The 12,318-nt window shown below is 71.6% G+C and carries 12 protein-coding genes; 6 read left to right on the top strand and 6 right to left on the bottom strand.

Annotation, left to right across the window (positions count from 1 at the left end; translation table 11 throughout):
- Positions 1-75: 75 nt before the first annotated feature.
- A complete protein-coding gene (locus ACFRFH_RS09350) occupies positions 76-1,779 on the bottom strand; it encodes an MFS transporter (RefSeq protein WP_382462703.1) in 1,704 nt (567 codons plus the stop codon).
- Between the two features lie 187 nt (positions 1,780-1,966).
- Between ACFRFH_RS09350 and ACFRFH_RS09345 the strand changes: the two genes are divergently transcribed.
- The 3 genes from ACFRFH_RS09345 (at position 1,967) to ACFRFH_RS09335 (ending at position 5,675) form a co-directional block, all read left to right on the top strand.
- Positions 1,967-2,548, top strand: coding sequence for a TetR/AcrR family transcriptional regulator (locus ACFRFH_RS09345; RefSeq protein ID WP_382462702.1), 582 nt, complete (start codon positions 1,967-1,969; stop codon positions 2,546-2,548).
- A gap of 160 nt (positions 2,549-2,708) precedes the next feature.
- Positions 2,709-3,842 carry an endo-1,4-beta-xylanase gene (locus ACFRFH_RS09340; protein ID WP_382462701.1) on the top strand — a complete coding sequence of 378 codons (1,134 nt, stop codon included), beginning with the start codon at positions 2,709-2,711 and terminating at the stop codon, positions 3,840-3,842.
- A 105-nt stretch (positions 3,843-3,947) separates the two neighbouring features.
- Positions 3,948-5,675 carry a cation:proton antiporter gene (locus ACFRFH_RS09335; RefSeq protein WP_382462700.1) on the top strand — a complete coding sequence of 576 codons (1,728 nt, stop codon included), beginning with the start codon at positions 3,948-3,950 and terminating at the stop codon, positions 5,673-5,675.
- Here ACFRFH_RS09335 and ACFRFH_RS09330 read toward each other — a convergent pair.
- A complete protein-coding gene (locus ACFRFH_RS09330) occupies positions 5,657-6,715 on the bottom strand; it encodes a PqqD family peptide modification chaperone (protein WP_382462699.1) in 1,059 nt (352 codons plus the stop codon). The genes ACFRFH_RS09335 and ACFRFH_RS09330 overlap by 19 nt on opposite strands.
- A 115-nt stretch (positions 6,716-6,830) precedes the next feature.
- Between ACFRFH_RS09330 and ACFRFH_RS09325 the strand changes: the two genes are divergently transcribed.
- Entirely contained in the window at positions 6,831-7,277 is a 447-nt protein-coding gene (locus tag ACFRFH_RS09325; protein WP_382462698.1) for a Fur family transcriptional regulator, read from the top strand.
- Positions 7,278-7,290: 13 nt separating this feature from the next.
- Positions 7,291-8,784, top strand: coding sequence for a catalase (locus ACFRFH_RS09320; protein ID WP_382462697.1), 1,494 nt, complete (start codon positions 7,291-7,293; stop codon positions 8,782-8,784).
- A gap of 226 nt (positions 8,785-9,010) precedes the next feature.
- Here the strand turns inward: ACFRFH_RS09320 and ACFRFH_RS09315 are convergent, their stop codons facing one another.
- Together ACFRFH_RS09315 and ACFRFH_RS09310 are read right to left on the bottom strand one after the other, a co-directional pair.
- The gene (locus tag ACFRFH_RS09315) at positions 9,011-9,898 is read right to left on the bottom strand and encodes a hypothetical protein (protein ID WP_382462696.1); all 888 of its coding nucleotides are present in this window, start codon (positions 9,896-9,898) and stop codon (positions 9,011-9,013) included.
- Positions 9,895-10,590: a PhzF family phenazine biosynthesis protein gene (locus tag ACFRFH_RS09310; protein ID WP_382462695.1), complete on the bottom strand. Its 696-nt coding sequence runs from the start codon at positions 10,588-10,590 to the stop codon at positions 9,895-9,897. Before ACFRFH_RS09310 ends, ACFRFH_RS09315 begins: the two co-directional genes overlap by 4 nt.
- A 35-nt stretch (positions 10,591-10,625) precedes the next feature.
- Between ACFRFH_RS09310 and ACFRFH_RS09305 the strand changes: the two genes are divergently transcribed.
- On the top strand, positions 10,626-10,859 hold the full coding sequence (locus tag ACFRFH_RS09305) for a three-helix bundle dimerization domain-containing protein (protein ID WP_382462694.1): 234 nt from the start codon (positions 10,626-10,628) through the stop codon (positions 10,857-10,859).
- 12 nt (positions 10,860-10,871) lie between these two features.
- On the opposite strand, the gene ACFRFH_RS09300 is transcribed toward ACFRFH_RS09305, so the two are convergent.
- Both ACFRFH_RS09300 and ACFRFH_RS09295 read right to left on the bottom strand, forming a co-directional pair.
- A complete protein-coding gene (locus tag ACFRFH_RS09300) occupies positions 10,872-11,333 on the bottom strand; it encodes a phage tail protein (protein ID WP_382462693.1) in 462 nt (153 codons plus the stop codon).
- A 69-nt stretch (positions 11,334-11,402) separates the two neighbouring features.
- On the bottom strand, positions 11,403-12,311 hold the full coding sequence (locus ACFRFH_RS09295) for a ZIP family metal transporter (RefSeq protein ID WP_382462692.1): 909 nt from the start codon (positions 12,309-12,311) through the stop codon (positions 11,403-11,405).
- Positions 12,312-12,318 lie beyond the last annotated feature (7 nt).

Raw genomic sequence — 12,318 nt, 5'->3', positions numbered from 1 at the left:
GGTCGCGGCCGGTCTCCTCCCTTGTCTGCCTTCTCGAGGTCGTGGCGGGCGGATCTCCTCCGTTACCGGCGGGGGCTATGCCGCCGACACGGTGGCCTCGGTGGGGAGGTCGGCCTCCACCTTCTCGACCAGGCGCGCCATGTCGGCCGCCTCGGCGGAGGCCGCGACGCGCAGCGGCTCCGCGACACGGGCCGCGACGAGCCGGGCGCGCTCGGCAACGGCCAGCTCGGTCGCCGCGAGCTCAGTAGTCGCCAGCTCGGTCGCCGCCAGGTCGGCCCCGGCCAGCTCGATCGCCGCCGGCTCGGTCGCGGCCAGCTCGGTCGAGGCGCGCTCGATCGTCGCCAGCTCGATCGCCGCCGGCTCGGCCGGGGGCAGCTCGGCGGCCGGCGTCGCCGCGCTCCGCGCCCGCGACCGCATCACGACCGCCGCCGCCACCGTGACCACGGCCGCGCCGAAGGCGAGCACGCCCGCCGTCGCGAAGCCCTCGGTGTACCCGGTCTCGGCGGGGAGGCCGCCCGCGCCGAGAGTGCCGGTGACGAGCGCCGTCATCACCGCCGCCCCAATCGCGGAGCCGACCGTGCGGAGGTTGGCGTTCATCCCGCTCGCCACGCCGGTCTGCGTGGCCGGCACGCTCTGCACGACCACGCTCGTGATCGCGGCGTAGATCAGTCCGAGGCCGACGCCGAACACCCCGGACGCCGTGGCGACCGCGGCCAGCGAGCCGTGCACGAAGGCCAGCGACAGGCTCGCCGCGGCCATGATGGTCGCCGCGATCACGATCTGGGTGCGGAAGCCGAGCCAGCGCTCCAGCGGTCCGCTCAGGAAGCCGGTCACGGCCATCGTCACGAGCATGGGCAGCATCAGCAGCCCGGACTCGGCGACCGTCGCGCCCAGGCCATAGCCGGTGGAGACCGGGGTCTGCACGAAGCGCGGGAAGAACGCGAAGACCGCGAACATCGCGGCTCCGATGAAGACCGCGGCGGCGTTCATCGACCAGACGCCCGGCTCGCGCATGAGCCGCATGTCCACCAGCGGGTGCCGGGAGCGCAGCTCCGCGATCACCCAGGCGGCGAGCAGTACCGCGGCGAGCGCGAACAGGCCGATCACGACCGGCGACGACCAGCCCCACTGCGCGCCCGTGCTGAGCGGCAGCAGGAGGGCGATCAGCCATCCCGAGAGCAGGGCGGCCGCCCACGGGTTGACGCCTCCGGTCGCGCGGGTGGGCGACTCGGGGACGATCACGAGGGCGAGCACCGCGGCGGTCACGGTGAGGGCGACCGGCACGAGGAACAGTCCGCGCCAGCTCAGGGCGGCGGCGAGCGGACCCGCCAGCACGGTGCCGAGGCCGCTGCCGATCGCGATGATCGAGGCGATCGCGCCGATGGCGGACGGGAGGCGGTGCGGCGGGAACTCGTCGCGGATGATGCCGAACGCGAGCGGGAACATCGCGCCGCCGAGGCCCTGGACGACGCGGCCGGCGATGAGCACTCCGATGGTGGGCGCGACGGCGGCGATCACGCTGCCGAGCGCGACGGCGAGCAGCGCGAGCACGAAGACGCGGCGCTTGCCGACCAGGTCGCCGACGCGCCCGAGCAGGGGCGTGGCGACGGCGGCGGCGATCAGCCAGGCGGTCATGGTCCAGGTGACGCCGGCGGTGGTGGTGTGGAGGTCCTGCTGGATGACCGGGAGGACCGGGACGACGAGCGACTGGAGCGTCGCGAAGGAGGCCACGCTGAGCGCCAGGACGGCGAAGGTGGCGGAGGGACGGGATCGAGACATGGGGTACGGTTTTCCGTTCTCGAGGGGAGGCCGACATCTGGTCGACCGGGTGAATCTCTGCAGAAGAGGAGTTACAATTGGAGGGAGGCTCCGTTCGGAGGGTGCCTCCGGTTACATCGACAACGATACCGGAGGGTGCCTCCGCTTCGCAACCCTCAGTTTCAAGGACCTCGGAAGGATCACCGCCGTGACCGGCACAGAAGTAGCCGACAGCGCCATCGCGCGTCCGCTCATCCAGCGCCCGCAGCGCGCGGACGCCCGGCGCAACTTCGACGCCCTGCTCGCCGCCGCCCGCGACGCGTTCGCGCAGGACGGCGCCGGGGCCTCCCTGGAGGACATCGCCCGCCGCGCCGGCGTCGGCATCGGCACGCTGTACCGCAACTTCCCCACCCGCGACGCCCTGGTCGAGGCCGTCTACGTCGAAGAGGTGGAGGCCGTCGTCCGCGCCGCCGACGACGCCGCCGCCCTCGAGCCCTGGGAGGCCGTGCAGGCCTGGTTGCGCCGGTTCCTGCTCTACGTCGGCACCAAGAAGGCTCTGCTGGAAGGCCTCAACAAGGACTCCCCCGTCCTGCTGAGCTGCCGCACCTCCCTCTACGATGCGGGCGAGCCGCTGGTCCGCCGCGCTCAGGAGGCCGGCGAGCTCCGCCCCGACGCCTCCATCGGCGACGTCATCCGGATGGTGTCCGGTGTCGCCGGCGTCGCATTCGACGACGACGAACAACGCGACCGGGTCGTCGCGATGGCCATCGACGGCCTCCGCGCCCGTTGAGGCGCCGAATCACAGCACCGCGACTGCGAAAGCGCAAGCTTTTCCAAAATGTTTGACCCCCGTGTGCGGGTGTAATTAGCTGTCTGACGCAACATATTCGGACAATCGCGACGCCGCGGTCTCGCCGTCGGCGCGCGCTCGCATACAAAGGAGTATCAGCGTGTCATTGCGCCTTCGAGCCGGTCTCATCACCACTGCGGTGGTGGGGGCCGGCGCCGTCATCCTCGCCCAAGGGGCGGCCTTCGCCTCCGTGCCCGCGACGCCCCCGGCGGCGCCCGGTCATCAGACCTCCGCCCCCGCTGACTCCCTGCGCAGCCTCGCCTCGCGCGTGGGCCTGCGGATCGGCACCGCCGTCAACACGGACGCCCTCGCGTCGAACAGCGACTACCGGTCGATCGCCGCGACGCAGTTCTCGACGGTCACGCCAGAGAACGTCATGAAATGGGACACGATCGAGCCGATCCAGGGCGCGTACAACTGGGCCCCGGCCGACCAGCTCGTCGCCTTCGCCCAGCAGAACGGGCAGCTCGTGCGCGGCCACACCCTCGTCTGGCACAACCAGCTGCCCGCCTGGCTGAGCGCCGCGGCGCCGTCGATGACACCGGACCAGCTCCGGGCCATCCTCAAGAAGCACATCACCGATGAGGTCACCCACTTCAAGGGCAAGATCTGGCAGTGGGATGTCGTCAACGAGGCGTTCAACGACGACGGGACCCTGCGCGACTCCATCTGGCTGCAGAAGCTCGGCCCCGGCTACATCGCCGACGCGTTCCGGTGGGCGCACGCCGCCGACCCGAAGGCGCTGCTGTTCTACAACGACTACAACATCGAGTTCACCGGCCCCAAGAGCAATGCGGCCTACAGCCTCGTGCAGCAGCTCAAAGCGCAGGGCGTCCCGATCGACGGCGTCGGATTCCAGACCCACCTGGACACGCAGTACGGCCTGCCCGACCTGCAGAACAACCTGCAGCGGTTCTCCGCCCTCGGCCTGAAGGTCGCCGAGACCGAGGTCGACGTGCGGACCACCCTCCCGGTCACGCCGGTCGAGCAGAACGCGCAGGTCGCCGGCTACACCTCCACCCTGCAGGCCTGCCTCGCCGTCCGCGATTGCATCTCCTACACGGTCTGGGGCTTCGGCGACGGCTACTCGTGGGTGCCTGCGGTGTTCGCGGGTGAAGGTGCGGCGGACATCTATGACGAGAACCTGCAGCCGAAGCCGGAGTACACGGCTCTGCAGCAGACGCTCGCCCTGGCCGCCGGCGCCCCGCAGCGCGGAGGCGGCGACCGGCACTGAGCACCGACCGGCCGGACAGAGGGGTCGCGCGGCATCCGTCCGCGCGGCCCCTCGCTGCGGGACGGGTGGCGCGCCGCTGCTGAGAGTTCTCATAGGGTTGAAGCCATGGAGCTCGGTGTCTATGCGGTGATCGCCGTCGCGGTGATCGTCGGCGTAGCCGCTTTCGCCCGCAGACTCGGCGTCGCCGCCCCCATCATCCTCGTGATCGTCGGCGTCACCCTCTCGGTGCTGCCCGGGGTGCCGGACATCGAGGTGCCGCCGGAGGTCATCCTCGACGGGCTGCTGCCGCCCATCCTGTACGCGGCGGCGATCAGCGTGCCGCTCACCGACTTCCGCCGCAATCTGGCGCCGATCGCGGGGCTGTCGATCTTCCTGGTCGTCGTCACCGCGTTCGCGACCGGCTTCCTGCTCTACACGATGCTGCCCGACCTCAACCTGGCGGCCGCGATCGCGCTCGGCGCGATCATCAGTCCACCGGACGCGGTCGCCGCGACCTCCATCGGCCGCAAGCTCGGCCTCCCGCCCCGGCTGCTGACGGTGCTGGAGGGCGAGGGCCTGGTCAACGACGCGACCGCCCTGGTACTGCTGCGCACCGCCCTGGCCGCGGCGGTCGGCACCCTCGCCACCCCGCTCGCGGGCGTGCTCGACTTCTTCTCGGCCGTGATCATCGCGCTGGTGATCGGGTTCGTGGTCGGCTTCGTCACCGTCTGGGTGCGGTCGAAGCTGAGCGACCCGGTGCTCGACACCGCGCTGTCGGTCGTCGTGCCGTTCGCCGCGTTCGCCCCGACGGAGGCGCTGCACGGCTCCGGCGTGCTCGCCGTCGTCGTCACCGGCCTCTACACCGGGCACGCGGCGCCGCGGCAGTTCAGCGCGCAGGCGCGGATCAGCGACCAGATCAATTGGCGCACCATCCAGTTCCTGCTCGAGAACGGCGTCTTCCTGCTCATCGGGCTGGAGTTGCGCACGCTCATCGCCGACGTCGAGCACCCCGAGATCCTCAGCGTCTGGGACGCGGTCGGCATCGGCCTGATCGCGATGGCCTCCCTGGTGGTCATCCGCTACATCCTGATGGGGCCGCTCATCTTCGCCCTCCGAAGACGCGGGGAGCGCGCCGAGAAACAAGTGCTGCGGGAGTGGCTGATGATCAGCTACTTCCGAGACCATCCGGTGCGCTACCGCTGGCAGGCCCAGCGCAAGCAGCGGGCCGAGCAGCGCTACTGGCGGCATCGCAGCGACCTGGAGGAGTTCCGCCAGGAGGCCATCGACTGGAAGGGCGGGGTCGTCCTCGGCTGGTCGGGGATGCGCGGCGTCGTCACCCTCGCGGCGGCGCAGTCGCTTCCCGCGGACATCCCGTACCGCCCGCAGCTGATCCTGATCGCGTTCACGGTCGCGTTCGTCAGCCTGGTCGTGCAAGGCGGCACCCTCCCGTGGCTGATCCGGGTGCTGGGGCTGCAGGGCATCGACGTCAAGGACGACAGGAGGCTGCTCGCGCAGCTCCTCGACGACCTCAGCGAGGCCGGCCTCGCCGTGCTGGACGACCCCGAGTCCGCCTCGGGCGCCACCGCGCCGGTCGACCCTGAGCTCGTGGAGCGCGTGCGCCAGACCACCTACCTCCGCGCCGAGGCGGCCTGGGAGCGGATCGTGCTCTACGACACGCCACCGGAAGGCCGCCCGCACCATGTGTACCGCACGCTGCGGCTCGCGGTGGTGGACGCCGAGCGCGACCGGCTGCTGGAGGAGCGTGCGCGTGGCGCCTACCCGTCGCGCATCCTCAGCGAGGCGCAGTCCATGCTCGACATCGAGGAGACGCGGCTTCAGTCCCGGGCGCGGTGACGCCCGGCGCCGCTCGACCGGATCAGGCCGGCGTCGGCGAGCTGTTGGAGCACCGCACGGAGCGCCTCAGCGCTGCCCCCGTCCGGCGCCGGGCCGAACTCCCGCTCGGCGGCGGCGACGAGCCTGGTCAGGGTCAGCGGAACCTCGAGCAGCCGCCAGACCAGCGAGGAGACCGGGCTCAGCCGGGTGATCGTGTCCCGGGCGAGCACGACCGCGTCGCCGTCGAGGTCCACCCAGTCGTCGACCGCCGCGCGGCTGTACGTCGGGCCCGAGTCCGTCCCGCTCTGCAGCAGCTCGCGCACGGGCTCCACCAGGTCGGCGGCCTCCCGGTAGCTGATCACCTGGACGCCCCCGCAGCGCCGGACCAGCCCGTCGAGCAGGCTCAGCGGCCGCGGCAGCGCGTTGAAGTAGTTGACCTGCGCGACGAGGTCGTCCAAGACCTCCCGCAGCCCGACCGTCCGGATCATCGGCGTCGTCGCCGCGTCCGTGCGGTCGAGGAGGGCGATCCGCGCCAGCCGCAGCCGCGGCCCCGGGCGGAGCAACCCGAGCGCGTCGGGACCGGCGACGAACCGGCCGCGGGCCTCCGACTCCTTGAACGCCAGCGGCTGGGGGAAGGCGAGCACCTCGCCGGAGGGCGTGACCGCGACCGTTTCATCCGACACATAGCCCAGTGCCGTCCCGAGCATCGCGGCCGCATTCGATTTGCCGGCACCGGACGGGCCGACGAGCGCGATGACGCCGCCCGTCGCGGGATCGGCCAGGCCCGCCGCGTGGAAAGCCACCAGCTCCCCGCGGTTCGCCTCGATCGCACGCTGGTTGATGGCGCGGCGCAGGGCCACGCCCACCGCGTCGAGGTCGTGGCCGGAGACGTCCGCGCCGGACCCCGGGGCGGCGGAGACCGTGATCGTGTCCGCCGCATCGTCCTCGGCCGCCAGGCGTCGCCACTGGTCGCGGAGCCGATCGGCGTCGGACTCCGCGAACCCGTCCAGGGCGACGCGCAGCCGCGCGCCGAGAGCATCCACCTGGAATTCGCGCGTCACCCTGATCCATCCCTTCGGCTTGAAACTTCTCATGCCAGATTAGACGGCCCTCACGCCACTCCCGGGATGCACGTAGTTTTGAATAGTTCAAAAGAGAACCGCTAGCGTGGCAGGGATGGACACCGCACAGCTCGAAGGCGCCCTGCGCGCGTCGGGACTGCGCGTGACGCAGGGGCGGCTCGCCGTCCTGAACGCGCTCGACGCGCATCCCCATGTGGACGCCGAGACGGTGTACCGAGCGGTGCTGCCCGCGCTGCCCGGCACGTCGATCCAGAACGTCCACAACGTCCTCGGCGATCTCACCGCCGCCGGCCTGCTCCGACGGATCGAGCCGGCGCACTCGCCCGCGCTGTACGAACGGCGCGTCGGCGACAACCACCACCACGTCGTCTGCACCTCGTGCGGCGCGGTGGCGGATGTGGAGTGCGTCGTCGGCCACGCGCCCTGCCTGCACCCCTCGGGGGCGGCCGGGTACGTGGTGGACGTCGCGGAGGTCACCTTCTGGGGGCTGTGCCCGTCCTGTCAGGAGCGCGCGGCGAAAGCCCCGTCGCGTGCCGAATGAGGTTAGGAGAACCATGACGGAGAACCACACGACCACCCAGACCGGCACCCCGGTCGCCAGCGACGCGCACTCGCTGACGTCCGGACCGGACGGGACGACCGCGCTCCACGACCGGTACCTGGTCGAGAAGCTCGCCCAGTTCAACCGCGAGCGCATCCCGGAGCGGATCGTCCACGCCAAGGGCGGCGGCGCGTTCGGCGAGTTCGTCGTCACCGGCGACGTGAGCGCGTACACGAAGGCCGCGGTCTTCCAGCCCGGCGCCACCACGCGGACCGTCCAGCGGTTCTCGTCGGTCGCCGGCGAGATGGGCTCGCCCGACACCTGGCGCGACGTCCGCGGCTTCTCGGTGAAGTTCTACACGACCGAGGGCAACTACGACATCGTCGGCAACAACACCCCCGTATTCTTCATCCGGGACGGCATCAAGTTCCCCGACTTCATCCACTCGCAGAAGCGCCTCCCGGGCTCCGGCCTGCGCGACGCGGACATGCAGTGGGACTTCTGGACGCTGTCCCCGGAGTCGGCGCACCAGGTCACCTACCTGATGGGCGACCGCGGCCTCCCGCGCTCATGGCGGACCATGCCCGGCTACGGCTCGCACACCTATCAGTGGATCAACGCGGCGGGCGAGCGGTTCTGGGTGAAGTACCACTTCCACGCGCTGCAGGGCAACGAGGAGATGCGTGGCGCCGAGGCGCAGCGGATCGCGGGTGAGGACGCCGACTACTACCGCCGCGACCTCTACGAGGCGATCGAGCGCGGCGACTTCCCGGCGTGGAAGGTGAGCGTGCAGGTGATGCCGTACGAGGACGCCAAGACCTACCGGTTCAACCCGTTCGACCTGACGAAGGTGTGGCCGCACAGCGACTACCCGCTCATCGAGGTCGGCGTCCACACGCTCAACGAGAACCCGGAGAACTTCTTCGCGCAGATCGAGCAGGCGGCGTTCTCCCCCGCCAACACGGTCCCGGGCATCGACATCAGCCCGGACAAGATGCTGATGGCGCGCGTGTTCTCCTACCCGGACGCCCAGCGGTACCGCGTCGGCACCAACTACAACGAGCTGCCGGTGAACGCCCCGGTCGCGCCGGTGCACAACTACTCGCAGGACGGCGCGGGGCGCCACGGGTACAAGGCGGCGTCGGCTCCGGTGTATGCGCCGAACTCCTTCGGCGGGCCGGCGGCGTCGGCTGAGGCTGCGTGCGAGGGTTCGTGGGAGTCGGACGGCACGCTCGTGCGCGCGGCGGCGACCCTCCACGCGGAGGACGACGACTTCGGGCAAGCGGGGACGCTGTACCGCGAGGTGTACGACGATGCGGCTCGTGAGCGGTTCCTCGACACGATCGCGGGAGCGGTCGGCGGGGTGACGCGGGACGACATCCGCGAGCGGGCGATCCAGTACTGGACGAACGTGGACGCCGAGCTCGGCGCGGCGCTGCGGGCGCGGCTGGAGGCGGACGTGGCCGATCCGGACGAGGCGGCTGAGTACGTGGGGGTGGCCGAGTAGGCCTCCCCGCCTCCGCGAGCGGAGGAGATCCGGCCGGTATCGGCCCGGGTCTCCTCCGTTCGCTGCGTTTCCGGGGTCTGCCGGAGGCCGATCTCCTCCGTTCGCTGCGTGGTCGGCAACGGAGGAGATCCGGGGCCGGGAGGGGCCGGAAAGCAGTCAGCGGAGGAGATCGGGGCCCGGGCGGGGTGGATGTCCTCCATTGGCCGCGAGGGCTGCGGGAGGGGGGTCAGGGGTGGATGCGGGCCAGGGTGCCGGAGGTCAGGGCGGCCCAGAGGGTGCCGTCGGGGGTGACGGTGAGGCCGCGGGGGGCGGAGCCCTCCGGGAGGGGGATGCGGAGTTCGGCGCCGTCCGGGGCGATGCGGAGCAGGGCGTCGACGCCCCAGAGGGACGCCCACACGGCGCCGTCGGGGGTGGACGCGACGGTGTACGGAGCGGCGCCCTCCTCGAGTGGGAGCAGGGTGACCGTGCAGTCGCGGGCGACGCGCGCCAGTGCGTCCGCGGCATGCAGAGCGGTCCAGACCGCGCCGTCCTCCGCCACGGTGACGCCGAGCGGGCCGGAGCCGAGCGGCAGCTCCACGAACTCGATCGCGGCGTCGCCGCCGCGCACATGGCCGAGCGCCGGGCTGTGGCCCTGGAGCGAGAACCAGACGCTGTCGCCGGAGGCGGCGATCCCGGAGGGGGCCCGCTCGGAACCCACCGGGTACTCCTCGACGCGGCCGAGGATGTCGATGCGGCCGAGCGCCTCGCCGAACTGCTCGGTGAACCAGGTCGTGCCATCGGGGAGCGTCACCACGTCGAGCGGGAGGGCGCCAGGGGTGGGGACGGCGAGCTGGCCGACGACGCGGACTCCCGGGCCGAGGTGCAGCAGGCGGTCGCCGCGGTCCACGACCCAGACCGTGTCCTCGGTCGCCGCGCGGACGCCGACCGGCCGCGCATCGGGGCCGAGCTCAAGGAAGGTCAGCGCACCGTCCGGCGCGCGCCGCCCGACCTTCCCCGTCTCGCTGAAGGTGAACCACACCGCGCCGTCGTCGGTCGCGGCCACGCCGACGAGGCCGTCGCCGTCGGGACCGTCGCCCGGCTCCCCGACCGGAAACAGCTCGACCGTCGCGCTCACAGCGTCGCGTCGATGGTGCGGTCGTACACCACGGTCCCGCCCACGCGGACGAGGCCGCCCTCGAGCGGCTCGGTGGCCAGTTCGGAGCCCTCGCCCTGCACGATGCGCAGGGCGCGGCCGAGCTTCGCGGTGAGGGCGACGGCCGCGGCGCCGGTGGCCTCGTCCTCCACGATCCCCATCGCGGGGGCGAACATGCGGGCGCGCAGCGATCCGGACGGCTCGTCGATCCACGCGTACGCATAGTGCTGGCCCTCGGTGAACGCGAACGGGTCGAGCGCCTCCACCGCCTCCGGGGAGTCCAGCGGCAGCCAGGTGAAGTCGGGGGTCCAGGCGGCGCGGGCGTCGATCGCGGCCCAGTCGCCGTCGAGGTCGACGGAGACGGCGACGTCACCGGCCTTCTCGGCGAGGGCGCCGACGGGCGTGCGCTCGTGCGCGAGCCACCAGGCGGTCCCGACGCTGGGGTGGCCGGCGAACGGGAGCTCGGACGCGGGGGTGAAGATGCGGATCGTCGCGATACCGCCCGCGGAGTCCAGCGCGTCGACGAAGACCGTCTCGCTGAATCCGAGCGCCGCCGCGATGTCCTGCTCCCTCCCGGCCGTCGCCGGTGAGCTGGTGACGATGCCCAGCTCGTTGCCGTTCGCGCCGCGCTCGTCGGTGAAGACGCGGAGGACCACTACCTCGATTTCATCCATAGCCTCCACCCTGGCATGCGGTGCATAATCCCGCCATGAGTGACGAGGACCCCACCCCCGCCGCCCCCTACGACGAAGCGGTCGCGATCGACCACGCCGTCGACCGGCTCGCGGAGCGCTTCCCGAAGGTCCCCCGGGACCGCATCGTCGACCTGGTGCACCAGCGACACATCGAGTACACCGGCGCGCCGGTGCGCGACTTCATCCCCGTGCTCATCGAGCACGACGTCAAACGGGAGCTGGCGGCGGAGGTGACCCCGCTGGCGTGAGAGCAGCTGGGCTCAGTACTCACCCTTGATGACGAAGTAGGACCCGCGGATCGTCCCAGCCAGCCGGGACTTCTGCCGCGCGAACTTGAACGTCGACAGCTCCTCCGGCACCTCCATGCCGTCGGACAGCTTGAAGCCGACGGCGCGCTTGCCCGCGTCGTCGATCGTGTACATGACGTTGATCGACAGGCCGGACTCGTAGAAGACGTAGGCCATCCGGATGCCGTCGACCTCGAACGAGGTGACCTCGAGAGCGGGCGAGGCGATCACGATACCGCGCTCGTCGGCGAGGATCCGGCTCACCCAGTCGAGCGACTCCCGCTCCTCGGCGGCCGGGGCCGTCGCGAAGTCGAGGTCGTACTTGTTCTTGAAGTAGCGGGACTCGTTGGCGCGCAGCCCGGCCAGGGCGGGCGCGACCGGGCTGGAGTCCAGTCCCTCGGTGGACACGGTGACGAAATCGACGACCTGGCGCATGCGGCCCTCCCTGCTCGGCTCTCCGACCACCCTACTGGCGGGTGTCGGGCCCGGTGTCGGGTCTCGGGATCAGGCCCCGGCGAAGGTGACGATCGCGTCGGTCGCGAAGCCGGCGACGATCCCGGCGAAGATGCACCACGCGACCAGTGTCTTCATCCCGGTGCGGCGCGCGACGGCCAGCAGCTCGATGACGACGTACAGGATGGAGCCGGCGGCCAGCCCGAGGAACGCGATGGAGACGATGTCGCTGCTGAACGCCTGGCCGATCACGGTGCCGAGGAAGGTCGGGCCGCCGCCGATTAGGCCGAGCAGGGCCAGGTAGCCCCAGGACGGCCGGGTGCCACTGAGCGGGGCGACGATCCCGAAGCCCTCGGTGGCGTTGTGGAGGCCGAAGCCCACGATGAGCAGCACCGCGAAGGCGAGCTCGCCCTGCGCGGCGGCCGTGCCGATCGCAAGGCCCTCGGCGAAGTTGTGGAGGCCGATGCCGATCGCGATGGTGAGCGCCAGGCGGCGGGCGCCCGCGCGCGACTCCAGCTCGGTGGCGGCGACGATCGCGACGCCGGTCGCGGTGCCGACGGCCGGGCTCGTGCCTGCGCCGTGCGGGTGCGAACCGCCCTGAGTTCCATGCGACCCGTCCGGGGCCGCCGGGGGCCGGATCGGCGACGCCAGCGCCAGCGCGCGCCGCTTCATGTAGCGGTCCATGTAAGTGAGGCTGAGCAGGCCGAGGCCGATGCACGCGGCCATCAGGAACCCCTGCCCGAGAGCCGGGCCGAGCTGGTGGGCGGAGAGCGCCTTGTCCACCGGCTCCCACGCCTGAGAGAGGACGTCCCAGAGCAGGAAGATCAGGATGCCGGTCGCGAGGGCGTTCAGGGCGGCTTTCAGGCCGACCGCGTTCGAGCGCAGACGGCCGATCGGGAGGCCGAGGAAGATCGTGAGACCGGCGACGGCGCCGAGAGCGGCGACACCCATGGGAGGCATGAAGATC

It is taken from the genome of Leifsonia sp. NPDC056824, assembly GCF_042789575.1.
Lineage (GTDB): Bacteria > Actinomycetota > Actinomycetes > Actinomycetales > Microbacteriaceae > Leifsonia.
The sequence above is the reverse complement of the archived record's forward strand: the minus strand, read 5'-3'. Positions and strand labels throughout refer to the sequence as shown.

Excerpts from the sequence above, each read along its gene's own strand:
- ACFRFH_RS09325 (WP_382462698.1), top strand. The coding sequence starts at position 6,831 with ATGGACACCGCACAGCTCGAAGGCGCCCTGCGCGCGTCGGGACTGCGC.
- ACFRFH_RS09310 (WP_382462695.1), bottom strand. The coding sequence starts at position 10,590 with ATGGATGAAATCGAGGTAGTGGTCCTCCGCGTCTTCACCGACGAGCGC.
- ACFRFH_RS09295 (WP_382462692.1), bottom strand. The coding sequence starts at position 12,311 with ATGCCTCCCATGGGTGTCGCCGCTCTCGGCGCCGTCGCCGGTCTCACG.
- ACFRFH_RS09350 (WP_382462703.1), bottom strand. The coding sequence starts at position 1,779 with ATGTCTCGATCCCGTCCCTCCGCCACCTTCGCCGTCCTGGCGCTCAGC.
- ACFRFH_RS09300 (WP_382462693.1), bottom strand. The coding sequence starts at position 11,333 with ATGCGCCAGGTCGTCGATTTCGTCACCGTGTCCACCGAGGGACTGGAC.
- ACFRFH_RS09305 (WP_382462694.1), top strand. The coding sequence starts at position 10,626 with ATGAGTGACGAGGACCCCACCCCCGCCGCCCCCTACGACGAAGCGGTC.
- ACFRFH_RS09320 (WP_382462697.1), top strand. The coding sequence starts at position 7,291 with ATGACGGAGAACCACACGACCACCCAGACCGGCACCCCGGTCGCCAGC.
- ACFRFH_RS09335 (WP_382462700.1), top strand. The coding sequence starts at position 3,948 with ATGGAGCTCGGTGTCTATGCGGTGATCGCCGTCGCGGTGATCGTCGGC.